General features: G+C 68.9%; 22 protein-coding genes. 11 read left to right on the top strand and 11 right to left on the bottom strand.

The features are described from left to right. Position 1: 1 nt before the first annotated feature. Both GLP40_RS20465 and GLP40_RS20460 read right to left on the bottom strand, forming a co-directional pair. Positions 2-877 carry a class I SAM-dependent methyltransferase gene (locus GLP40_RS20465; RefSeq protein ID WP_328290447.1) on the bottom strand — a complete coding sequence of 292 codons (876 nt, stop codon included), beginning with the start codon at positions 875-877 and terminating at the stop codon, positions 2-4. Positions 878-1,101: 224 nt separating this feature from the next. After that, the gene (locus GLP40_RS20460; RefSeq protein ID WP_154789557.1) at positions 1,102-1,926 is read right to left on the bottom strand and encodes a class I SAM-dependent methyltransferase; all 825 of its coding nucleotides are present in this window, start codon (positions 1,924-1,926) and stop codon (positions 1,102-1,104) included. A 69-nt stretch (positions 1,927-1,995) separates the two neighbouring features. On the opposite strand from GLP40_RS20460, the gene GLP40_RS20455 reads away from it, so the two are divergent. Further along, positions 1,996-2,586 (top strand): TetR/AcrR family transcriptional regulator, encoded by a 591-nt coding sequence (locus GLP40_RS20455; protein WP_328290446.1) that lies wholly within the window; start codon positions 1,996-1,998, stop codon positions 2,584-2,586. A gap of 28 nt (positions 2,587-2,614) precedes the next feature. Here GLP40_RS20455 and nagB read toward each other — a convergent pair whose 3' ends face one another. From nagB to GLP40_RS20430, 5 genes are read right to left on the bottom strand one after another with little or no spacing between them, the layout of a single operon-like run. Next, positions 2,615-3,397, bottom strand: a complete 783-nt coding sequence (nagB, locus tag GLP40_RS20450) for a glucosamine-6-phosphate deaminase (protein WP_154789555.1) — start codon at positions 3,395-3,397, stop codon at positions 2,615-2,617. Further along, the gene (locus GLP40_RS20445) at positions 3,385-4,551 is read right to left on the bottom strand and encodes an N-acetylglucosamine-6-phosphate deacetylase (RefSeq protein ID WP_328290445.1); all 1,167 of its coding nucleotides are present in this window, start codon (positions 4,549-4,551) and stop codon (positions 3,385-3,387) included. Before GLP40_RS20445 ends, nagB begins: the two co-directional genes overlap by 13 nt. Then, positions 4,548-6,203, bottom strand: a complete 1,656-nt coding sequence (gene ptsP, locus GLP40_RS20440; RefSeq protein ID WP_154789554.1) for a phosphoenolpyruvate--protein phosphotransferase — start codon at positions 6,201-6,203, stop codon at positions 4,548-4,550. Before ptsP ends, GLP40_RS20445 begins: the two co-directional genes overlap by 4 nt. Next, a complete protein-coding gene (locus GLP40_RS20435) occupies positions 6,193-6,456 on the bottom strand; it encodes an HPr family phosphocarrier protein (RefSeq protein ID WP_154789553.1) in 264 nt (87 codons plus the stop codon). The genes ptsP and GLP40_RS20435 overlap by 11 nt, the downstream gene beginning before the upstream one ends. Further along, positions 6,453-7,736 carry a PTS transporter subunit EIIC gene (locus GLP40_RS20430; RefSeq protein ID WP_154789552.1) on the bottom strand — a complete coding sequence of 428 codons (1,284 nt, stop codon included), beginning with the start codon at positions 7,734-7,736 and terminating at the stop codon, positions 6,453-6,455. The genes GLP40_RS20435 and GLP40_RS20430 overlap by 4 nt, the downstream gene beginning before the upstream one ends. A gap of 125 nt (positions 7,737-7,861) precedes the next feature. Here GLP40_RS20430 and GLP40_RS20425 point away from each other — a divergent pair, with 125 nt between their 5' ends. Then, positions 7,862-8,092 (top strand): glucose PTS transporter subunit EIIB, encoded by a 231-nt coding sequence (locus GLP40_RS20425; RefSeq protein ID WP_154789551.1) that lies wholly within the window; start codon positions 7,862-7,864, stop codon positions 8,090-8,092. A 5-nt stretch (positions 8,093-8,097) separates the two neighbouring features. Beyond that, the gene (locus tag GLP40_RS20420) at positions 8,098-8,547 is read left to right on the top strand and encodes a PTS sugar transporter subunit IIA (protein ID WP_154789550.1); all 450 of its coding nucleotides are present in this window, start codon (positions 8,098-8,100) and stop codon (positions 8,545-8,547) included. A gap of 75 nt (positions 8,548-8,622) precedes the next feature. On the opposite strand, the gene GLP40_RS20415 is transcribed toward GLP40_RS20420, so the two are convergent. Both GLP40_RS20415 and GLP40_RS20410 read right to left on the bottom strand, forming a co-directional pair. Beyond that, positions 8,623-9,375, bottom strand: coding sequence for a GntR family transcriptional regulator (locus GLP40_RS20415; RefSeq protein WP_328290444.1), 753 nt, complete (start codon positions 9,373-9,375; stop codon positions 8,623-8,625). Continuing rightward, complete coding sequence (locus GLP40_RS20410; protein WP_154789549.1) at positions 9,372-9,722, bottom strand: hypothetical protein; 351 nt, start codon at positions 9,720-9,722, stop codon at positions 9,372-9,374. Before GLP40_RS20410 ends, GLP40_RS20415 begins: the two co-directional genes overlap by 4 nt. A gap of 108 nt (positions 9,723-9,830) precedes the next feature. On the opposite strand from GLP40_RS20410, the gene GLP40_RS20405 reads away from it, so the two are divergent. After that, positions 9,831-10,796 carry a quinone oxidoreductase family protein gene (locus GLP40_RS20405; RefSeq protein ID WP_154789548.1) on the top strand — a complete coding sequence of 322 codons (966 nt, stop codon included), beginning with the start codon at positions 9,831-9,833 and terminating at the stop codon, positions 10,794-10,796. Positions 10,797-10,804: 8 nt separating this feature from the next. On the opposite strand, the gene GLP40_RS20400 is transcribed toward GLP40_RS20405, so the two are convergent. Beyond that, the gene (locus tag GLP40_RS20400; protein ID WP_154789547.1) at positions 10,805-11,413 is read right to left on the bottom strand and encodes a TetR/AcrR family transcriptional regulator; all 609 of its coding nucleotides are present in this window, start codon (positions 11,411-11,413) and stop codon (positions 10,805-10,807) included. 80 nt (positions 11,414-11,493) lie between these two features. Here GLP40_RS20400 and GLP40_RS20395 point away from each other — a divergent pair, with 80 nt between their 5' ends. Together GLP40_RS20395 and GLP40_RS20390 are read left to right on the top strand one after the other, a co-directional pair. After that, positions 11,494-12,960: an FAD-dependent monooxygenase gene (locus GLP40_RS20395; RefSeq protein ID WP_154789546.1), complete on the top strand. Its 1,467-nt coding sequence runs from the start codon at positions 11,494-11,496 to the stop codon at positions 12,958-12,960. Between the two features lie 214 nt (positions 12,961-13,174). Further along, complete coding sequence (locus GLP40_RS20390; protein WP_154789545.1) at positions 13,175-14,542, top strand: hypothetical protein; 1,368 nt, start codon at positions 13,175-13,177, stop codon at positions 14,540-14,542. 604 nt (positions 14,543-15,146) lie between these two features. Here GLP40_RS20390 and GLP40_RS20385 read toward each other — a convergent pair. After that, entirely contained in the window at positions 15,147-16,139 is a 993-nt protein-coding gene (locus tag GLP40_RS20385; protein ID WP_328290443.1) for a heme o synthase, read from the bottom strand. A gap of 384 nt (positions 16,140-16,523) precedes the next feature. On the opposite strand from GLP40_RS20385, the gene tkt reads away from it, so the two are divergent. Genes tkt through pgl form a run of 5 tightly spaced genes read left to right on the top strand, consistent with a single transcriptional unit; the run spans position 16,524 to position 23,001 of the window. Then, positions 16,524-18,668, top strand: a complete 2,145-nt coding sequence (gene tkt, locus GLP40_RS20380; RefSeq protein ID WP_328290442.1) for a transketolase — start codon at positions 16,524-16,526, stop codon at positions 18,666-18,668. A gap of 5 nt (positions 18,669-18,673) precedes the next feature. Beyond that, positions 18,674-19,804 (top strand): transaldolase, encoded by a 1,131-nt coding sequence (tal, locus tag GLP40_RS20375; protein WP_154789543.1) that lies wholly within the window; start codon positions 18,674-18,676, stop codon positions 19,802-19,804. 2 nt (positions 19,805-19,806) lie between these two features. Next, entirely contained in the window at positions 19,807-21,369 is a 1,563-nt protein-coding gene (gene zwf / locus GLP40_RS20370) for a glucose-6-phosphate dehydrogenase (RefSeq protein WP_328290441.1), read from the top strand. Then, entirely contained in the window at positions 21,366-22,274 is a 909-nt protein-coding gene (opcA, locus tag GLP40_RS20365; protein ID WP_328290440.1) for a glucose-6-phosphate dehydrogenase assembly protein OpcA, read from the top strand. The genes zwf and opcA overlap by 4 nt, the downstream gene beginning before the upstream one ends. Beyond that, complete coding sequence (gene pgl, locus GLP40_RS20360; RefSeq protein ID WP_154789541.1) at positions 22,267-23,001, top strand: 6-phosphogluconolactonase; 735 nt, start codon at positions 22,267-22,269, stop codon at positions 22,999-23,001. The genes opcA and pgl overlap by 8 nt, the downstream gene beginning before the upstream one ends. Positions 23,002-23,097 lie beyond the last annotated feature (96 nt).

The following is a 23,097-nucleotide window of genomic DNA, read 5'->3' as shown; positions in this document are numbered from 1 at the left end:
TTCAGCCGCGGTCGGCGACGACGATGTGGCCGTCGGCGCGCAGGGAGGTGCGTGTGCCCTCGATGCCGGCGTCGACCGCGACGGCTTGCAGGTCGCGGTCCGAGCTGACGGCGAATCCGTGCTCCGACAGCAGCGCGGCCATCGCGTCGGGGGTCCAGCTGGAGCGCTGGGGTTCGCGGGCCATGGGATTGGCGGCGCGGCCGGACAGGGACAGCATCAACTCCATGGCCTTGCGGCCGTACTGGTACACCCGATTGGGGGTCGGGTAGGTGATGATCAGGCGGCTGCCGGGGGCGCTGCGCTCGGCCACCTCGCTGACGGTCTCGGCGACCTCGGCGGGCGTCAGATAGGGGACGACGCCCTCCCAGATCCAGGTGGTGGGTCGCTTTTCGTAGTGACGCGCCCCCGTGAGAGCGGCTCCGAGCGCGTCCTTGCCGAAATCGACCGGGACGAAGCGGACCTCGGCTATGGGCGCGCGCTCCCCGAGCCGGGCGCGCTTCTCGGCCTGTGACGCCGGATGATCCACCTCGAACACGGCGATTCCCGCCAATTCGGGCATGTGCCAGGCGCGGGCGTCCAGTCCGGCGCCGAGAATCACCAGCTGCGGGTTCGCGCTCTCCCGCACCGCCTCGTCGATGGCGACCGTGCGAGCCGCGAGCACTTCCGAAGTGGCGGAAAGCAATTCGTATTCCAAGCGCGCACCGAAGCCCTTCGGCGCCGCGCCCGCGCGCACGAGATCGACCAACGCACGCTCAATGTCGGCCAAGAGCTCGAAAGCCACCGGGTCGGAAAACCGCCCGATGGCCATTCGCCCGTCCGCCACGGCGCGGCCCTGGCAGACCAGGACCGCTGTCCGGCTCGCTGCACGCTCGGTCACGGGTTCATTATCAACGCCGCGGCCACAGCTCATCCGCCGCAGAGTCGGTCCGGGATTCGCGCCACAGCGGGCTGTCGACCAAGTGATTGTCGAATCGCTATTGGATACGCGGGATTTCGAAGCGGATCAGCCTCTCCCCCGTCAGCACTCGCGGCGAACCGCTCAGTGTGGCAACCGGATCCAGACGATTCACTCGATCACCAACCCGCACGAACTATCCCGGATCAGCTGACGGCACGGGACGCGGTGACCACCACCGTGGCGTAGGAAACGGCGAGGGTGCCGCCCAGGTCGTCGATGGCCGCGCCGATGCCGTCGAGGACGGCGGCGAGTGTCTCCGGCGGGAGCTGGGTGAGACTGCCGTGGGTGGGGATCTGGTCGAGCCAGTCCGCACGGGTGTAGATGTGCTGCCAGTCGAATCGCCATTGTTCCGGTTCGGTGAAAGCACCGGATTGGCGGATTCCATTGGCCGCCATGGCGAGAATCGGCTGATAGCCCTCCAGCGCCGGGCGGTCGGCCACGCCTGTCAGCGGTGAATCGAGCAGGATACCGCGGTAGACCTCGGCGAAAGCCGCGGTCGCGGCGGGCGAGAATTGGGCGACGTGCCAGAAGACGGCGATCCTGCCGCGGGGGCGCAGGACCTGCGCTGCTCGGACCGCGCCCCTGCCGGGATCGACCCAGTGCCAGGCGGTTCCGGCGATGACGGCATCGAAGGTGCGGCCGGCCGGGTCCCAGTCCTCGAAGGTGCCGGGCTCGACCTCGATGCCGGTGGCGCGTGCGAAATCGGCCATGCGCGCATCGGGTTCGACGCCGAGGACCGTGCATCCGGCATCGCGGAACTGGCGGGCCTCGATGCCCGTGCCGCAGCCGACATCGAGCACGTCCCTGCCGGGCGTGGCGTCGAGGATCCGCTCGATCATGGCGGCGGGATAGGGCGGGCGGGTGCGGTCGTACCGTTGCGCATCGACGCCGAACGATTCGGCGACCCGGCGGTGACGATGCGGGCTCTGGTCAGCGGATTCGGACTCTGGGGGCGGTAGAGTGACCATGCGCCCACTCTAAGTGGGCACTTGCCCACTCCGCAATGGCGTGGGCCCGACCGGCGCGAAGGAGTACAGGTGCCCACCGGGGTCGCCATCAGGGATGTACGGGAGCAATTGTTCGACGCGGCCGAGCGGATTCTGTTGCGGGACGGGCCGAGCGGGCTGACGAGCCGATCGGTCACCGCCGAGGCGGGATGCGCGAAGGGCGTGCTGCACCGGCATTTCGCCGACTTCGACGAGTTCCTCACCGAACTGGTCGAGAATCGGATCGTCCGAGTCGAGCGGCTCGGCGCGGCCCTCCGCGACAATGCCGGGCACGCCACGGTGACCGACAACCTCGCCGAGGCGCTGACCGGCGTTTTCGAGACGGTGGCGGTGGCCATCGTCAGCCTGGTGACCTATCGCGACGAACTGCGCGTTCGGCTACGGCAGCGGCGCGCGGCGGGCATCCCGATCCTGACCGAGGCCACCGGACTCATCGCCGGCTACCTGGCCGCGGAGATCGAAATCGGCCGTCTGGCAGCCACGTCCGACCCGGACCTGCTGGCTCGGATGCTGATCGGATCGGGACACCTGCTCTTCGCCGACCGCACCGCGGCGCGACCCGAGACCGCCGACCTGCGCGACATGGTGACCGCGATGCTGAGTGGTGCGTTGACAGCCTGAAACACCAATGCGGCAGGGCGATCAGCCGTCAGTAGCTCTGCCAGGGGGGCTTGTTCGCCATCGCGAACCGGTAATAGTCGACGGCCTTCAGGTCCGCCGCCGCGTCCGGGTCGACGATGACCGTGGCGTGCGGGTGCATCTGCAGGATCGAGGCCGGGCAGAACGCGGAGACCGGGCCCTCCACGGCGGCTGCGACGGCCTCGGCCTTGCCCGCGCCCGTGGCGATCATGAGCAGATGACCGGCGTCGCTGATGGTTCCGAGCCCCTGGGTGAGCACGTGCGTGGGCACCTGCGCGAGGTCGCCGCCGAAGAAGCGGGCATTGTCCTCACGGGTCTGCGGGGTCAGCGTCTTCACCCGGGTGCGTGAGCGCAGCGAGGAGCCCGGCTCGTTGAAGCCGATGTGACCGTTGGCGCCGATGCCCAGGATCTGCACCGAGATGGGGCCGTTCTCGGTAATTGCTCGCTCGTAGTCGGCTGCGGCGGCCGGGATGTCAGCCGCGTTGCCGTCGGGGCTGTGCACATCGGCATCGGCGAAGTCGACGTGGGAGGTGAACTCGTCACGGATGAACTGCCGGTAGGACTGCGGATGTCCCGGCGGCAAGCCGATGTATTCGTCGAGCAGGAACGCCCGCACGCCCGCGAAACTCAGGCCCTCTTCGCGGTACTGCCGAATCAGCTCCCGGTACGCGCCGAGCGGCGAGGACCCCGTGGCCAGTCCGATGGCGCGGGCGCCCCGGCGCACATGGTCGGCCATGATGCGACCGGCCAGCGCACCGGCCTCGGCCGCGTTGTCGGTGATCACGAGTTCCATGGCGCTCCATCCTTGTACACGGTCACAGGGTTGAGATGGGGGTCGGTAACCAGCACGTCGGCGCGCATTCCCGGAGCCAACGCTCCGATCTCGGCGGCCATGCCGAGCAGCCGGGCCGGGGTGGCGCAGGCGGCGGTGGCCGCGGCGTCCAGTTCGACGCCTGCATGGAAGACGGTGCGGCGCAGCACGTCCGAGGCGGTGGCGGTGCCACCGGCGATGACGCCCTCACCCTCCGGGTCGTAGATGCGCGAGATACCCTCCCGCACAACGACATCCAGGCTGCCGAGCTGATAACGGCCGTCGGGCTGACCGGCGGCGGCCATCGCATCGGTGATGAGGACCAGGTTGTCCGGTCCGATGGTGTCGAAGACCATGCGCACGGTGCCGTCGGCCAAGTGCACGCCGTCGCCGATGACCTCGGCCACCACGTCCCCGCGTCCGGCGGCGGCCATGGCGGCGGTGAGGAAGTTGGCGTCGCGGTGCACCAGCTCGGGCATGGCATTGAAAAGGTGCGTGATGGACACCCGCCATCCGCGCCGCATGGCATGAACGGACCGCTCGTAGTCGGCGACGGTGTGTCCCAGGGAGAGAATCACATTCGCGTCGGCGAGCACGTCCGCGAGCGCGTCGAAGTTCGCCGTTTCCGGGGCCACTGTCACCGATATGATGCGACCGCCCGCGTGGTCGATGAGGCGCTGCAGCAGCGCCGGATCACCGGGCAGGATGCGGCCCGGGTCGTGGGCGCCGCACCGGTGCTCGCTGATGAACGGGCCCTCCAGGTGAATGCCCGCCAGCAGCCCGTCATCGATGGCCTCGCCGAGCACGTCGATGCGGTCGCGCAGTTCCGCCTCGGTGGCCGACACCAGCGATGCGACCAGGGTGGTTGTGCCGCGCCCGCGGTGGAAGCTCGCGGCCGCGGCCACACCCTCGGGATCGGTTTCCGGGAACCCGAATCCGCCGCCGCCGTGGCAGTGCACGTCGATCAGCCCCGGCAGGATGATCGGAGGGTGCTCCGGCGGGTCGGGCAGCGCACCGCCGAATCCCGTTGCCGGGCCGATATAGTCGAGGCGTGGGCCGGTGAACGAGACCACCCCGTCGGCGAGCTCGCCCGCCTCGGTGAGGGTGACGACCCGGCCGCGCAGGGTGGTCGTCACGTATCTCGCCCCAATGCCTTGCGCGCGGCGGTCAGGGCGTCGGCGGCGGTGCGGGCCGAAAGCACCGCGGCCGCGGCGGCTCTGCACTGTTCGAGGGTGACCTCGGCCAGCCGGGCGCGGACCGCGGCGATCGAGCGCGGTGCCATGGACAGCGTCTCGACGCCGAGACCCACGAGCACACAGGCGAATTCGGGGTCCGACGCGGATTCGCCGCAGACACCGACCTGCACCTCGTGCCGGCCGGCCCCGGCCACCGTCAAGGCGATCGTCTGGGCGAGCGCGGGCTGCCACGGATCGTGCAGGGCCGCCACCGCCGACGACATGCGGTCCGCGCCGAACAGGTACTGCGACAGGTCGTTGGTGCCGATGGAGAAGAAGTCGACCTCGGCACCGAGATCGCCGGAACGCAGTGCCGCGGCCGGGATTTCGACCATGATGCCGCACGTCCGGATCCCGGCGTCCCGCGCGCGGGCCGCGAAATAGCTCGCCTCCTCCGCGGTGGCGACCATCGGGGCCATTACCTTCACGGACGCCCCGGTCTCCTCGGCCGCCGCTACGATGGCGGTGAGCTGATCGAGCAAGGTCCCCTCATGGACGCTGCTCAGCCGCAGGCCGCGCACTCCCAGCGCCGGATTCTCCTCCTCCGGCAGGTTCAGCAATGGCAGCGGCTTGTCGGATCCCGCATCGAGGGTGCGGACCGTGACCGGCCGGTCGCCCATGATGCGGAAGATCTCGGCGTACTGTTCCGTCTGCTCGGCCACCGTCGGGGCCGACTTGCGGTGCAGAAACAGGAATTCGGTACGGAACAGGCCGACGCCCTCGGCCCCGAGTTCGACCGCCAAGTGCGCATCGGCGGCAGAGCCCACATTCGCGAGCAGCGGCACGGCGTAGCCGTCGGCGGTGCGGCCAGGACCGGTCGGCACGGCCGCCTGCCGCGCCCGCAGGGCGAGCACCTCCTCGCGGCGCGCGGCAATCGGCTCGATCTCCACAATCCCGGATGCGCCGTCGAGCACGATCTCCGTGTGCTCGGCGATCCCGACCGCGTCCGGAGCGGCGACCACGGCCGGAATGCCCAGTGCCTTGGCCAGGATCGCGGTGTGCGAGGTCGGCCCGCCCGTCACGGTGAGCAGCCCGATCACCCGCTCCGGGTCCAGGGTCGCGGTGTCGGCCGGTGCCAGATCGTGCGCGGCGAGCACGAAAGGCGTTGCGCTGTCCGGAATCCCGGGTGGATTCACCCCGAGCAGCTCGGCCACCACCCGTTGCCCCACGTCCCGCAGGTCCGCGACGCGTTCGGCCATCATGCCGCCGAGCGCGGCCAGTTGCGCCCCGAAGTGCGCGACCGCCGCGGTGACCGCATGCGCCGTCGGCGTCCCGCCGCGGATCTCGGCTCGCACCTGATCCAGCAGCGCCGGATCGGCGGCCAGCGCGCAGGCCATGAACAGAATCTCAGCGGCAGGTCCCTGGGCTTTCGCAGCCTGCGCCGAGTACCGACCCGCGACGGTCTCGAAAGCGGCCTCCGCGCGGGCGATTTCGACCTCGATGTCGCCGCCCGCCGGGTCGTTCGGGCTGGTGGCCGGTGCGGGCGCCAGCCACTTCACCGGCCCGACGGCGATCCCGGGGGCGGCGGCGACACCGCGCACCTCACGCGTCAAGATCTGTCTCCAGCATCGTGACCAGCCTATCCAGGGCCGCGTCGGCGCCGTCCTCGGCGTGCAGGGTGACGGTGTCGCCGTGCTCGACGCCGAGGGTCATCACCTGCAGCAGGCTGTTGGCGGCGACCGGATCCTTGCCTTCCACCGAGATCTGCACCGGGACACCGGCGTCCCCGGCCGCCCTGGCGAACAGGGCGGCGGGCCGGGCGTGCAGTCCGGTCTTGGACGCGACTACGGCGGTGCGGGTGATCATGCTGCGATGTTCTCCTTCTCGATATCGGACTCATCGGGCTCCCGGCCGGGTGTCGGCAGGTTCCACCACTTGATGATGAAACTGAACGTGACGTAGTACAGGGCCGCGTAGCCGAGTCCGACCGGGATCAGCAGCAGCGGATGGGTGGCCTTGCCGAAGTTCAGCAGATAGTCGATGGCACCGGCGGAGAAGGTGAAACCATCGTGGATGCCGAGGGCATTGGTGAGCGCCAGCGAGGTGCCGGTGAAGATCGCGTGAATCAGCAGCAGCGGCCACGCCACGAAGATGAACGAGAACTCCAGTGGCTCGGTGATGCCGGTCAGGAATGCGGTCAGACCGGTGGAGAGCATGATGCCGCCGATCATCTTGCGGCTCTCCGGCCTGGCGTGCCGCCAGATGGCGATGGCCGCGGCGGGCAGGCCGAACATCATGATCGGGAAGAAACCGGTCATGAAGGTACCGGCGGACGGGTCACCGGCCAGGAAGCGCGGGATATCGCCGTGCGCGCCGTGGTAGTCGCCGATGACGAACCAGACCACCGAGTTGATGATGTGGTGCAGGCCCAGCGGCAGCAGCATGCGGTTGGCGAATCCGAAAATGCCGCCACCCACGACCGAGTTGTCGGCGACGGTGGTGCCCAACCAGGTCAGCGCGGAGTTGAAGGCCGGGTAGATGAACGACATGAGCACGCCGATCACCACGGCCGCGCACGCGGTCAGGATCGGCACCAGGCGGCGGCCGGAGAAGAAGCCCAGGTAGTCCGGCAGTTGCGTGCGATGAAAGCGCCGCCAGAGCACGGCCGCGGTCAGACCCATCACGATGCCGCCGAGGACACCGAAGTTGACAAGCTGTGCGGCCGGGGCCTTGTGGACGTCGACGACCGGACAGTTCCAGTGCGCCGCGCGGAAAAGCCAGCCCAGGGCCGGACCACAGCTGCCGTCCAGCACGACCGGCGACATGGCCTCGAGGACACCGGTGAAGGCGAGGTAGCCGACCACGGCCGCGAGCGCGGTCGAGCCGTCGGACTTCTTCGCCCATCCGATGGCGATACCGACCGCGAACAGCAGGGGCAGATGGTCGATGAGGGTGCCGCCCGCGCCGGCCAGGACGGCGGCGAAGGACCGCAGCGGCGAGAACCGGCCGAGCATGTCGTCCTGTCCTAGACGAAGCAACAGTCCGGCAGCGGGTAGCGTGGCGATCGGCAGCATCAAGCTGCGGCCGAGCTTCTGCAGTCCGGATAGATCGAGCTTCTTTCGAGAGCTCTCGACGGCATCGGCCATGGAGGTAGTCCTCAGTCTGTGAATGGAGTCACGCGTACTGTTCATGATCGGTTACCGTGGCTGGTTATAACCAGACATATATTGGTTATAACCAGTTTTGTCCACTCGACACACTCGGAGGAAGAATGTCGAAAGCGGATCAGATCGTCGCGGGCCTGGGCGGCGCCGGCAACATCGTCGAGGTGGAGGGGTGCATCACCCGCCTGCGCGTCGAGGTCAAGGACTCGGGCCTGGTCGACGAGAAAGCCCTCAAGGCCGCCGGCGCGCACGGTGTTGTCAAGATGGGTGACGCGGTGCAGGTCGTGGTCGGGCCGACCGCCGACGCCCTGGCCGAAGACATCAACGACATGATCTGAGCGCCATGAGCATCCAGATTCTCACCCCGTTGGACGGCCGCGCCATGCCCCTGTCCGAGGTCCCCGATCCGGTCTTCTCGGCCGGGATGATGGGTGCGGGCGTGGCCATCGAACCCCTCGACACCGATGCCGCCACCACCGTGGTCGCCCCGGTCGGCGGATCGATCGCGAAGCTGCACCCGCACGCCGCGGTCATCGTCACCGACGACGGCACGGGCGTGCTGCTGCACGTCGGCATCGATACCGTCGGCAAGCCGGACATTTTCCGGGTGGAGGCGACCGAGGGCGATCGGATCAGCGCGGGCGATCCGCTGATCACCTTCTCCCCCAACGCCGTTCGCCGTCTCGGCCTGAGCGCCGCCGTGCCTGTCGTGGTCATGGACAGCGCCCCGGGATCGGCGCGGAACGTCCTCACCGGCCCCGTCACCACGGGCTCGATCCTGTTCTCCCTGTGAACCGTCGCGTAAGACGACTCGAGCCGCCGTCCGAATCGCACGGCGGCTCAATCACTCCTGGGGAACCCGCGCGGCTCAGTCCTCGGCCGACACGGTCATATAGACCTGGTAGCGATCGGCACGATACCACGACTGGGCGTGCTCGACAGCGCGGTCGCGCGAATACGAGATGCGGTCGAAAGCCAGGAGCGGCGAACCGGTTTCGGTGCCCAGCCAGCCCGCGTGCCGCTCGTCGGCGGCCACCGCGCGCACGCTCTGCTCGGCGCGGTCGATAGGGCAGTCGTACTCGCGGGAGAGCAGCGCGTAGAGCGACTGCGTCAGTTCGTGATCGAGCAGCTCCGGCAGCAGATCGGCCCGGTACCAGCCATCGTCGATGGACATGGGAAGCCCGTCGGCCAATCGCAGCCGAACCAGGTGATACGCCTTGGTATTCGCGGTCAGCCCGAGCGCGCTCGCCGACGCCGGAGGCGGCACCACATAGTCGGTGTGCAGCACCACGGTGCTCGGAGTGCGGCCGAGGCGGCGCATGTCATCGGTGAACGAGGCCATGTGCAGCCGCGAGCGGGCCACCCGCTCGGCCACGAAGGTGCCCTTGCCGGGAATGCGGGTGATGACGCCCTCGGATTCGAGCTGGCCCAGCACCTCGCGCACGGTCATGCGACTGACGCGGTAGTCGTCGCACAGTTGGCGTTCGCTGGGCAGCATCTCCCCTGGACGCAGATTCGCGCACAGGGTGGTGAGCGCCGAACGCAGTTGCGCTTGCTTGGTCACGCGCCCCGACACGTCGATCCGGTCCTTTCCGCCCCGGTCGGCCGCGGGCACGGTCACTTCTCGTTGCGCGCCTTGGGGAATCGCTTCTGGTGTGCGACCCAGCCTGCCATCTTGGCCCAGTGGCCCTTCGCCGGGGTGACCTTGGCGATGAGCTCGCGGTCCCACTCCTCGGTTTCGGACAGGCCGTTGACGGTCTCCACGAGGGCCTTGGCGGACTCCATGGACCCCACGATCCGGTCGCCCAGGACGCCGTCGGCGCCGACCAGGGTTACGCGGACGCCGACGCGGCCGATGGGCTGCAGCACCGCGGTCGCGGAACCGCCGTGGTCGGCGACGAATCCCTTCACGGAATCGACGACGGACGGCGACAGCTTCTGGGATGCCGGGGCAGCGGTAGCGCTCATGCGCTGCAGTTTACCCACCGGTAATTCAGCGTCCATGAGCCGCCGCGCATCTCACACTCGGTGAGCCGCCGCGCACCGCGCCTCCCGAGCGATGTAAGACTGGTAGTCATGCGCGCCATCCAGGTTTCCGAGCACGGCGGTCCCGAAGTCCTGCGGTACGCGGAGGTGCCGGACCCGCAGGTGGGGCCGGGGCAGTTGCTGGTCCGGACGCAGGCCATCGGCATCAACTTCATCGACACCTACATTCGAACCGGGCGTTACCCGCAGTCGGTGCCCTACATCCCGGGCGCCGAGGGCAGTGGCGTGGTGACCGCGGTCGGGGCGGATGTCACCGAGTTCGAGGTCGGGGATCGGGTGGCGTGGGCGGCGGCTCCGGGGAGCTACGCCGAGCAGGTGGTCGTGCCTGCGGCCGTGGCGATTCCGGTGCCGGACGGGGTGGACGCGCAGGTGGCGGCCTCGGCGCTGCTGCAGGGTATGACGGCGCACTACCTCGTCGAGTCCATCTACAAGCCCGAGCCGGGCGAGACCGTGCTGGTGCACGCCGGGGCCGGCGGTGTCGGGCTGATCCTGACCCAACTGCTCGCGGCGCGCGGGGTGCGGGTGATCACCACGGTGTCCACCGACGACAAGGAGAAGCTGTCGCGGGACGCCGGTGCGGCCGAGGTGCTGCGTTACGACGAGGACATCGCGGCGCGGGTACGGGAGCTCACCGATGGCGTGGGTGTGGCCGCGGCCTATGACGGCGTGGGCGCGTCCACCTTCGAGGCCAGCCTGGCCTCGACACGGATTCGCGGCATGGTGGCGTTGTTCGGCGCGGCGAGCGGGCCGGTGCCGCCGTTCGATCTGCAGCGGCTCAATGCGCTGGGCTCGCTGTTCGTGACCCGTCCGACGCTGGTGCACTACACCCGGGATCGAGCCGAATTGCTTTGGCGTGCAGGCGATATCATGAACGCCATCGCCGACGGGATGCTGCGCGTTCGCATCGGCGGCAGCTATCCGCTCGCCCGGGCCGAGCAGGCGCACCGGGATCTGGAGGGTCGCAAGACCACCGGATCGATCGTGTTGGTGCCCTGAGATTTTCGCTAGTCGATATCGCGGCCGGTGAGGCCGCGGTAGATGAATCGGGTGAGTGAGTCCACGGCCTGCTCGTCGGTGAGCGCCAGGCCGCCCTCCTCGACCGCCTGAAGTAGGCCCGTCACCGTCAGGAACATCATCGCCAGGCTGGCGTCGGCGCTGCCGGGCAGACGCAGACCGGCGGGGGCGAAACCATCGAGGTGGTCGCCCACCTCGTCACGCTGCTCGGTGGCGAAACGCGCTGCGATGCGGGCGAAGTCGTCATTGACCAGGGCCGCCTGCTGCACGGCGCGCAGCACCGGCCAGTTCTTGCGAGCGAAGGACCAGTAGCTCGCGACATGGAAGCGCACCGACCCGGGATCGGTGAAGTCGGCGCGGTGGGCCGGGTCCTCGGTGGAGATATCGCTTTCGTCGGCAAGGTCTTTCAGCAGCGCCTGCAGCAGTTCCTCCTTGCTCGCGAAGTGGTTGTAGAACGAGCCCGCGGCCCGCCCGGCGGCCGCGGTGATATCGGTGATCTTGGTGTTCAGGTAGCCGCGTTCGGCGAAGAGCCGCCTGGCGGCGTGCTTGAGCGCCTGCTCGGTCTCGGCCGACCTCTCGCTGCGGCGTCCTGCCACCATCCACCTCCTTGACAGCGGAACGTACCACCCACAATACTGAATCTACATTCAGTGAATTGTGATTCAGTATTGGAGGCGATATGAATCCGCAGGTCCTCGTGGCGGGGGCCGGGCCGACCGGGCTCACCCTTGCCATCGATCTGGCGCGTCGCGGCATCGCGGTACGCATTGTCGACAAGGCCGGGGAGTTCTTCGCCGGATCGCGCGGGGACGGGCTGCAGCCGCGCACGCTCGAGGTCTTCGAGGACCTGGGGGTGCTCGACGCCGTGCTCGCGCAGGGCGCGCCGCAGGCGCCGCTGCTGGTGCACCTGGACGGGCGGTTCATGATGGAGCGGCGGATGAGCACATGGCTCGAGCCCACTTCCGATGTGCCGTACCCGAATCCGTGGGTATTGGCACAGGCCGACACCGAACGCCTGCTGCGCGAGCGGCTGGCGGAGTTCGGGGTGCGAGTCGAAACCGCCACGGCGGTGGTGGATTTCAGCGCCGACGCGGACGGGGTGACCGTGACGCTGGAGCGGGCGGGTGCGACCGAGACCGTGCGAGCCGACTACCTGGTCGGCGCGGACGGCGGGCGCAGCGTCGTGCGCAAGGCGCTCGGGATTCCGTTCGAGGGCACCACCGACGAGTCGATCCGCATGCTGCTCGGCGATGTGCGCGCGGACACACTCGATCACCGCGTCGGATACTGGTTCGCCGACTCGTCCTCCCCCATGGACGGCATCGCCCTGATGCCGCTGCCGGGTGGGCGGAAGTTCCAGTTCGCGACGGGTCTGAACACCGACTCCGGCACCGAGTTGGAGGTGTTGCAGGACCACGTCACGCGCCGCTCGCGGCGCGATGACATCGTTCTCAGCGAGTTGACCTGGTCGACGGTGTGGCGGCCGAATGTGCGTCTCGCCCAACGGTATCGGGACGGCCGGGTCTTCCTGGCCGGTGACGCCGCGCACGTGCACCCGCCCACCGGCGGTCAGGGGCTCAATACCGGTGTGCAGGATGCCTACAACCTCGGCTGGAAACTGGAAGCCGCGCTGCGCGATCCGGGACCCACGAGCGAGGCGCTGCTGGACAGCTACGAGACCGAGCGCCGCACCGTGGCCGCGCGGGTCCTGGGTCTGAGCAGTGCGCTGCTCGACAGGACCGTCAAGGGGGATCCGAACGCCATGGATCGCGAGGGCACCCATCAGCTCGATATCAGCTATCGGGACACCGACGATGACTCTACCGGGCTCCGGCCCGGTGATCGCGCCCCCGACGCACCCCTGGTCGACGCCAACGGCACGACCGTCCGCCTCTTCGACCTGTTCCGCGGTCCCCACGCCACCCTGCTGCTCTTCGGTCCGGACACGACGGCGGATCCGGCCGAGTCTCCGGCGACAGATCGCAGAACCGTGCGCGTGGTCGAACCGGAATTCGCCTCCGGCAATGGCGAATTCGTCGATATCGAAGGACATGCGCGGCGCTCCTACCACGCGGCCGACCGCACCTGGGCGGTCATCCGCCCCGACGGATACGTCGGATTTCTTGGCACGCTTACCGAGCGGTAGCTCACCGTGCGCTCGTTCCGGGGCCTCCGCTGCACAGCCCCTGGGAACCCCGGAGTCGAGCCAACGGTGCAGAATGATCATGCTGCCGCGCAAGACGATTCGCTGAGACCGAACATTTTCGGCCACACGAGGGTGCCACGACCCCGTAAGGTGGTCGCGGCGAGGGTTCGGGCGGCCGGCAGGTACAGGCGCATCGGTCAGAGGTGGTTCTGGGATGTTGGTGAAGGTCCGTAACGACGACCCGTCGCGGCTGTCGAGCACCGAACGCACCGTGGTGAACTGGCTCAAATCTTGGAGCGGACCGCATGCCGTGCCAGGAATCGCGGTGGTGCGGTGCCAGGACGCCGACGTGGTGGTGTGGACGCCACAGACCTGCGTCGTGGTCGGGGTGCACGGGTTCACCGAGCGGGTCACCGGGACGCTGTCGTGCGCGCAGGACGAGCCGTGGACGGTCGACGGCAAGCCGGCGCCGATCGACGACGACACCGATCCGCTCGAGCGGGTGCACCGCCAGACCGTGGACCTCGCAGGGCAATTGCGTTCCGCGCCCGGGCGCGAGCAGGTGCCGGTCAGCGGGCTGGTGCTGCTCGTGCCGCAGCTGGGCAGTCGCGTGAAGCTGGAGAAGGGGGAACTGCCCGCCGGGATCGACGTGCTGATCGGCGACGGGCCGTCCTCGCTGCGCGCGTATTTCACCACGCTGGCCGAAGGGGCCCCGGCGTCGTGGGACGCGGCACAGGTCGGGCAGGCGCTGGGAGCGCTCGGGTTCGCCGCCGCCGCAAGCTATTCCGATCTGGTGTCGGAGGGTTTCCCGGTGCCGGATTCGGCGCGCGACGCACCGCTGCCGTTCGCGAGCCGGGCGACCGAGGTGATGGTGCCGTCGGTTCCCTCGGTGCCGCCCGCTCCCGCCGAGAGTGCGAGCGGGCCCGGTCCGTCCGAGCAGGGGCCCGGGGCTTCGACGGAGGACGGTGGCGATCGTCCTGTAGTGCAGAAGGAGACACCGGTTCCCGGCCGCGGAGCCGGTGCCGCGATCGCGGGTGCGAGTTCCGCCGCGACGGCCGAGGAGATCTACCGAAGGGTCGCGGGCAGATCCGCCGAGCCGCGACAGCGGCCGGGCCGGGGCACACCGCCGCCCCCGACACCGATACCGGCCGCGGCCGCGGCCGGACGGCCGACGCAGCCGCGGCCGGCGCAGCCCGGTCCGCCGCAGGCCGGGCCACCGCCCCAGCAGCGCCCGCCGGCGGCTCCCGGATTCGGGCAGGGTCCCCAATCATCGCCGCTGCCCGGCCCTCCCGCTCCGCGACAGCAGCGCGACGGGTTCCCGCTGTGGAACGAGCGGCAGTCGACGAGCGCGACCGGGAAGAAGCGGCGCAAGGACGTGCCGATCATCGGTGGTCTGGTGCTGGCGGTGGTCATCCTGATAATCGCCATCGCGTGCACGGGCCGGACCACGCCGACGCCGAGCAAGCAGCAGCCGTCGCACCCGGCGGTCGTCGAGGCGACCATGACGACCCATTCCGTTGATCCGACGCTGCCGAAGACGACCGTTCCGCCCGCCTGTTTCCCGTTGCAGCCCTGCAACTGACCGTTCACCGCGCCGGATCCGGTGCGGGGCCGCGGCATTCGGAAGGACGCCACGCCGGACATCGTGCCGAGGCCCACGGTGCCGTTCACGACGGCCGGTGTGGCGAAGTGCGGCGGCGGCTCGGTTCCTTACCGGGCGTGGATAATTCCGGTGGCTGGGTCGAGAGCGTAGAGCGTTCCGGCGCGCCGGTCGGTCGCCCGGACGGGCCGGCCGCGATCACGGTGGACCATCGGCGGGGACATATGCGCCACAGCACCGCGGCGACGCTTGCTGCGCCGACGCGAACCGCCAGGGCGGTCTTGCTGGTGGAATCTCCTGCTCCGCACCGGCTTTCACCGGCTGCGGCGCCTTCCGTGTCGGCGAGTGGCCCGACCACTCCCGGACCGGCCGGTGGGGCGGTGATACGGCGTGCTGTCACGGACCGGGCCGAACACAGTGCGGCCCATGATGGACGCGTTGATATCGCGGTCGCCCACGGCGACGAGGGCATCGTTGACGACACCGAGGTCGCCACCGGCTTCGCCGATCATCGCTCGGCCGAAGCGGGTGCGGAAGGCCCCACTCCGGGGCGAGGGGGCGGCCGGCGGCCGAACCGACACGCGCGTCAGGACCAACCGAACAGAGTGTGGCCGAGGGTGTGCCAGCCGAGCACGGAGTCGACGGCCAGGCCGCAGAACACGACGGCCAGATAGTTGTTGGACTGCAGGAACAGTCGCAGCGGCTTGACCGATTCGCCCTTGCGAACACCGGAATACAGCTGGTGCGCCATCAGCAGGAACCATGCGCCCGCGACCAGCGCGACCGCGGCGTAGACCACACCGGCGGCCGGGACCAGCGCGAAGGTGGCCAGCACGGTCAGCCAGGTGTAGATGACGATCTGCTTGGTGACGGTCTGCTCGGTGGCCACGACCGGAAGCATCGGGACGCCCGCGGCCCTGTAGTCCTCCTTGTACCGCATGGCCAGCGCCCAGGTGTGCGGCGGTGTCCAGAAGAAGATCACCAGAAACAGCACGATGGCGGGCCAGCCGATCGTGCCGGTCACCGCGGACCAGCCGACGAGAGCGGGCATGCACCCGGCCGCACCGCCCCACACCACGTTCTGCGAGGTCCGACGCTTGAGACCGAGGGTGTAGACGAAGACGTAGAACAGGATGGTCGCCACGACCAGCACGCCCGAGAGCAGGTTGGCTTGCCACCACAGCCAGGCGAAGGAGGCCAGGCCGAGGGTGACGCCGAAGACGAAGGCGTTGCGGGTGGGCACGGCCTCGCGGGCGAGCGGACGCTTGGAGGTCCGCTTCATCACCTTGTCGATATCGGCGTCGGCGACGCAGTTGAGGGTGTTGGCGCTGGCCGCGCCCATCCACCCGCCGAACAGGGTCGCCAGGATGAGGCGGATGTCGACGTGGCCGCGGTCGGCCAGCAGCATGGTGGGAATCGTTGCGACGAGCAGCAACTCGATCACGCGGGGCTTGGTGAGCGCGATGTAGGCGAGCACCCGCCTGGTCGCCGCCGCCAGCGGGCCGCTCCCCGTGACACGGTCGGCGAGCACCGCTCCGGAGGAGCCGTGAGCGCCACCCGGCTGTTGCCCAATCCGCACTGTTACTCCTCGCACGCCGTGCATGTCTGACCTGGTCTGGAACTAGCAGCGCGCTCTGCCGTTCCCTAGACACAGCCCAGTGCGGCGCGGCCACTACTACAAAGCATGGTAGACCCACGCCGACCATGCTCCCGACCAGGTCCACCTCGACGCGTGCCGAGACCGGTTCGCGATCCGTGTACCGGGTAGTCACGAACAGGTCCGGGAAAAGCCACGAACGAACGACACGGCGGCCGGTGATCGCGGGTTCCCGCATGGCCACGAAACGCCGCCCTTTAGGGTGGTTGCAGATCGGTGCGGCGGTGTCGCACCGGGATCACCGCAGCGATTCACCCCGCCGCCCACAACCGCATCGTTGACGAGAAGGTCAGGAGAACCTCGGTCGTGTCAGTCACAGACGACATCCGCGCGCTCACTCAGCCGAACCACCCCACCGACTGGACCGATCTGGATACCAGAGCCGTCGATACGGCGCGGGTCCTCGCCGCCGATGCGGTGCAGAACGCCGGTAACGGCCACCCGGGCACCGCGATGAGCCTGGCCCCGCTGGCGTACACGCTGTTCCAGCGTGTGATGCGGCTGGATCCCAGCGATCCGGCATGGGTGGGCCGCGACCGTTTCGTGCTGTCCTGCGGTCACTCGAGCCTCACCCTGTACATCCAGCTGTACCTGGCGGGCATGGGCCTCGAACTGACCGACCTCGAACACCTGCGCAAGTGGGGTTCGCTGACCCCGGGTCACCCGGAGTACCGCCACACCGACCACGTCGAGATCACCACCGGCCCGCTGGGCCAGGGCCTGGCCTCCGCGGTCGGCATGGCGATGGCGGCGCGGCGCGAGCGCGGCCTCTTCGATCCCGAAGCGGCACAGGGCAAGAGCGCGTTCGACCACTTCATCTACGTGGTGGCCTCCGATGGTGACATGGAGGAGGGCGTCACCTCCGAGGCGTCCTCGCTGGCCGGCACCCAGCAGCTGGGCAACCTGATCGTCTTCTACGACGACAACAAGATCTCCATCGAGGACGACACCCGCATCGCCTTCACCGAGGACACCGCCGCGCGCTACCGCGCCTACGGCTGGCACGTGCAGATTGTCGAGGGCGGCGAGAACGTGACCGCCATCGAGCAGGCGATCACCGAGGCGCAGGCTGTGACCGACAAGCCGTCGATCATCCTGCTGCGCACCATCATCGGCTATCCGGCCCCGAACAAGATGAACACCGGCGCCTCGCACGGCGCCGCGCTGGGCGCCGACGAGGTAGCGGCCACCAAGAAGATCCTGGGCTTCGACCCGGAGAAGAGCTTCGAGGTGGACGCAGCGGTCATCGCGCACTCGCGCGGCAATGTCGCCGATCGCGCCAAAGCCGCCCGCGCCGCCTGGCAGGAGCAGTTCGACGCCTGGGCCGCCGCCAACCCGGAGAACAAGGCGCTGTTCGACCGCCTGCAGGAGCGCCGCCTGCCCGAGGGCTGGACCGAGACCCTGCCGACCTACGAGGCGGACCCGAAGGGCATGGCCACCCGCAAGGCGTCGGGCAAGGTCCTGGCCGCGCTGGCTCCCGTGCTGCCCGAGCTGTGGGGCGGTTCGGCCGACCTGGCCGAGTCCAACAACACCACCATGCCGGGTGTGCCGTCCTTCGGCCCGGAGTCCATCTCCACCGGCGCCTGGAAGGCCGACCCGTACGGCCGGACCCTGCACTTCGGTGTGCGTGAGCACGCCATGGGTTCGATCCTGAACGGCATCGCACTGCACGGACCGACCCGTCCCTACGGTGGCACCTTCCTGGTGTTCTCCGACTACATGCGCCCGGCCGTGCGCCTGGGCGCGCTCATGCGCACCCCGGTCACCTATGTGTGGACCCACGACTCCATCGGCCTCGGCGAGGACGGCCCGACCCACCAGCCGATCGAGCACCTGGCCGCCCTGCGCGCCATCCCGGGCCTGAACGTGGTCCGTCCCGGCGACGCCAACGAGACCACCTACGCCTGGCGCACCATCCTGGAACGCGATAGCGCCGAACGGCATTCGCACTTCCTGGTCTCCGAGCCCCCGCACCAGGACGGCCCGTCGGCGCTGGCGCTGACCCGCCAGGACCTGCCGATCCAGGAGGGCACCAGCTACGAGGGCGTCCGCAGGGGCGGCTACATCCTGGCCGAATCCTCCACGGACACACCGCAGGTAATCCTGATCGCCACCGGTTCGGAACTGCAGCTCGCGGTCGAGGCGCGCGCTACGCTCGAGGCACAGGGCGTCGGCACCCGCGTGGTGTCCATGCCGTGTGTGGAGTGGTTCGACGCGCAGGAGCAGTCCTACCGCGATGAGGTCCTGCCGCCGTCGGTGCGGACCCGCGTCTCGGTGGAGGCCGGCATCGCGATGCCGTGGCACCGATTCACCGGTGACGCCGGGGAGAACGTGTCCATCGAGCACTTCGGTGCCTCGGCCGACTTCAAGACGCTGTTCCGCGAATTCGGTATCACCGCCGATGCCGTCGTCGCCGCTGCCACCCGCTCGCTCGCCAAGGTGAAGGGATAGTTGCCATGACCCAGAACACGAACACCGCGGCCCTGTCGGCCGCGGGAGTGTCGGTGTGGCTGGACGATCTGTCGCGTGATCGCATCGAGTCCGGAAACCTCGCGGGCCTGATCGACACTCGCAATGTCGTCGGTGTCACCACCAACCCGACCATTTTCCAGGGCGCACTCTCGAAGGGGCACGCCTACGACGATCAGGTGACCGAGCTCGCCGCGCGCGGCGCGGACGTCGACTCGGCCATCCGCACCATCACCACCGATGACGTGCGCGCGGCCTGCGACGTGTTCGCCGGCATCTTCGCCGAGACCAAGGGCGTCGACGGCCGCGTCTCCATCGAGGTGGACCCGCGCCTGGCCTTCGACACCGACGGCACGGTGGCCCAGGCCATCGAGCTGTGGAAGATCGTGGATCGGCCCAACCTGCTGATCAAGATCCCCGCGACCGAGGCGGGCCTGCCCGCCATCACCCGGGTGATCTCCGAGGGCATCAGCGTGAACGTGACGCTGATCTTCTCGGTGCAGCGCTACATCGCCGTCATGGGCGCCTACCTCGACGGTCTGCGCAATGCCGCCATCGCCGGGCACGATATCGCCGCAATCCATTCCGTCGCTTCGTTCTTCGTCTCCCGCGTGGACACCGAGATCGACAAGCGGCTCGAGGCCATCGGCACGCCGGAGGCCCTCGAACTGCGCGGCAAGGCCGGAATCGCCAACGCGCGCTTGGCCTATGCCGCTTACCACGATGTGTTCGACGGCGGCAGCCACACCGATGTCTACGCCAAGCTGGCGTCGGCGGGCGGCAACAAGCAGCGGCCGCTGTGGGCGTCGACCGGTGTGAAGAACCCGGAGTACCCCGACACCATGTACATCACCGAACTGGTGGGCCCGAACACGGTCAACACGCTGCCGGAGAAGACCCTCGAGGCCTTCGCCGATCACGGTGTGCTGGAAGGCAATCGGCTCGACGGCCTGGCCGCCGAGGCGCAGCAGGTGTTCGATCAGCTGGCCGCGGTCGGCGTCGACCTGGACAATGTGTTCGAGGTCCTCGAGACCGAGGGCGTCGACAAGTTCGTCGCCTCCTGGGAGGACCTGCTGGTTGCCACCGCCGAAAAGCTGCAGGTGGCGGGAGGCAACTGACGGTGGCAGGCGCGGCGACGACGGTCGCGACGCCGAATCCGCTGCGCGATGGACGCGACAGCCGGGTTCCGCGTATCGCTGGACCGTGCAGTTTGGTGATATTCGGCGTTACCGGTGACCTGTCGCGGCGCAAAGTGCTGCCGGCCATCTACGACCTGGCGAACCGGGGGCTGCTGCCCCCGGGCTTCTCCCTGATCGGCTTCGCGCGCCGGGATTGGACCGACGAGGATTTCGCGAACCTGGTTCACGAGTCGGTGTCGTCCTCGGCGCGCACTCCCTTCCGGGAGGAGGTGTGGCAGCAGCTGAAGGAGGGCCTGCGTTTCGTCCACGGCACGTTCGAGGACGACGCGGCCTTCCACAAGCTGGCCACCACCCTCAAGGATCTGGACCGGGATCGCGGGACCGGCGGCAATACCGGTTTCTACCTGTCGATTCCGCCCAGCGACTTCCCGATCGTGCTGGAGCAGCTGTCCAAGAACGGTCTGGCTCAGCCCTCGGATTCGCCCGCGGGACAGCCCAAGCCGTGGCGGCGAGTGGTGATCGAGAAGCCCTTCGGGCACGACCTGAAGAGCGCCCAGGAGCTCAATGCCCTGGTGAACACGGTCTTCCCGGAGCGTTCGGTGTTCCGCATCGACCACTACCTGGGCAAGGAGACGGTACAGAACATTCTGGCGCTGCGCTTCGCCAACCAGCTGTGGGATCCGATCTGGAACGCCAACTATGTCGACCATGTGCAGATCACCATGGCCGAGGACATCGGATTGGGCGGGCGCGCAGGGTATTACGACGGCATCGGTGCGGCGCGCGACGTCATCCAGAACCACCTGTTGCAGCTGCTGGCGCTGACAGCCATGGAAGAGCCGGTGAGCTTCCAGCCCAAGCAGTTGCAGATCGAGAAGATCAAGGTGCTCTCGGCGACGAAACTCGTTGAGCCCCTGGATGAGACGACGGCGCGCGGTCAGTACGCCGCGGGCTGGCAGGGCAGTGAGCCGGTCGTCGGCCTGTTGCAGGAGGAGGGCTTCGACCCCAACTCCCGCACCGAGACCTACGCGGCCATCACCCTGGCCGTGGAGACCCGCCGCTGGGCGGGCGTGCCGTTCTATCTGCGCACCGGCAAGCGTCTGGGTCGCCGCGTCACCGAGATCGCGGTGGTGTTCAAGCGGGCCCCGCACCTGCCGTTCGATCAGACCATGACCGAGGAGCTCGGCCAGAACGCGCTGGTCATCCGGGTACAGCCGGACGAGGGCATCACCATGCGATTCGGGTCCAAGGTGCCCGGGTCGTCGATGGAGGTGCGCGACGTGAACATGGACTTCAGCTACGGCGAGGCCTTCACCGAGGACTCCCCCGAGGCCTACGAGCGGCTCATCCTGGATGTGCTGCTCGGGGTGCCGTCGCTGTTCCCGGTCAACGAGGAGGTCGAATTGTCCTGGCACATCCTCGATCCCGCGCTCGAATACTGGGCCCGGTCCGGCAAGCCCGACCTGTACGAGGCCGGCGGCTGGGGTCCGGATTCCGCCGAGGAGATGCTCGCTCGCAGCGGGCGGGAATGGCGGCGGCCGTGATCATCGACATGCCCGATACCGACACCCGCGAGGTGTCGAAACGCCTGGTGCAGCTGCGGGAATCCAATGGCGTGGTGACCATGGGGCGGGTGCTCACCTTGGTGGTGTGCACGCTGGACAGCTCCGAGGCCGAGGACGCCATCGACGCCGCCAACGACGCCAGCCGTGAGCACCCGTGCCGGGTGATAGTGCTGGCGCGCGGCGACCGCATGGACCAGACCCGCCTGGACGCGCAGATCCGCGTCGGCGGCGACGCCGGGGCGGCCGAGGTGATAGTGCTTCGGCTGCAAGGGGAGCTGGTGCCGCACGAGTCGAGCGTGGTGATTCCGTTCCTGCTGCCCGACACCCCCGTGGTGGCGTGGTGGCCGCGGGGCGCGCCGGAGTTCCCGTCCAAGGATTCGGTGGGGCGTTTGGCGACCCGCCGCATCACCGACGCCACCTTCGCATCGGATCCGCAGGAGAGCATCAAGGGTCGACGGCAGTCCTACGCGCCGGGCGACACCGATCTCGCGTGGAGCCGGGTCACCTACTGGCGGGCGCTGCTGGCGGCCGCCCTGGACGAGGCCCCGTTCGAACCCGTTGAGTCAGTGACGATTTCGGGTCTCAAAGAGGAGCCCGCGCTGGACATGCTGGCGGGTTGGCTGGCCGCGCGCCTGGAGTGCCCGGTGGTACGGCGCACCGGCGAGCTCAAGGTGGAGATGCACCGGCCCACGGTCTCGATCTCCATTTCGCGCCCGCAGACCGGCCGTACCGCGACGCTGACCCGCACCGGTGAGCCGGACCAGCGTTTCGCGCTGGCCCGCCGCGAGACCAAGGACTGCCTGGCCGAGGAACTGCGCCACCTCGACGCGGACGACATCTACGCCGAGGCCCTCACCGGAATCGAAAGGGTGACCTATGAGTAAGCCCGCCGTCGAAACCTTCGCCACCACCGATGAACTCGTGCAGGCCGCGGCCGGGAAGTTCGTCGCCCAGGTGGTGGAGGCGCAGCGTCTGCGCGGCTCCGCCTCGGTGATTCTGACCGGCGGCGGCACCGGCATCGCTCTGCTGGAATGGGTGCGCAAGGCCCCCGGCGACATCGACTGGTCCAAGCTCGACGTCTTCTGGGGCGACGAGCGTTTCGTCCCTACCGGCGACGCCGAACGCAATGAACTCCAGGCCCGCCAGGCCCTCCTGGACCATGTCCCGGTCGACCCGGCCCGCGTCCACCCCACCGAATCCTCCAGCGGCGACTACCCCGACCCGCTCGAGGCAGCGGGCGAGTACTCGGCGACCGTGCACGCTCACCTGGCCGAGCACGGCGCCTTCGACCTCCACCTGCTCGGCATGGGCGGCGAGGGCCATATCAATTCGCTGTTCCCGCACACCTCTGCCACCCGTGAGGAACACGAACTCGTTGTCGCCGAGACGAATTCGCCGAAGCCGCCGGCCGTCCGCATCACTCTGACCCTCCCGGCCATCCGCAAGTCCCGTCACGTGATGCTCATCGTCTCCGGTGCGGCCAAGGCCGCCGCGGTGGCCGCCGCGCTGAACGGCGCGTCCCCCCTGGACATTCCGGCCGCCGGCGCGATCGGCACCGAATCCACCACCTGGCTCCTCGACGAGACCGCCGCCACCGACCTTTCCCGCTGAACGCGACCCGCACCGGGTCGGACCGCATAGCCAAGCGAATGCGGCCCACCCGGTTTTTCGTGCCCTCGAGTGATGATGACCGGTCGGCTGGGCACC

Source organism: Nocardia aurantiaca (assembly GCF_009708175.1).
Lineage (GTDB): Bacteria > Actinomycetota > Actinomycetes > Mycobacteriales > Mycobacteriaceae > Nocardia > Nocardia aurantiaca.
The sequence above is the reverse complement of the archived record's forward strand: the minus strand, read 5'-3'. Positions and strand labels throughout refer to the sequence as shown.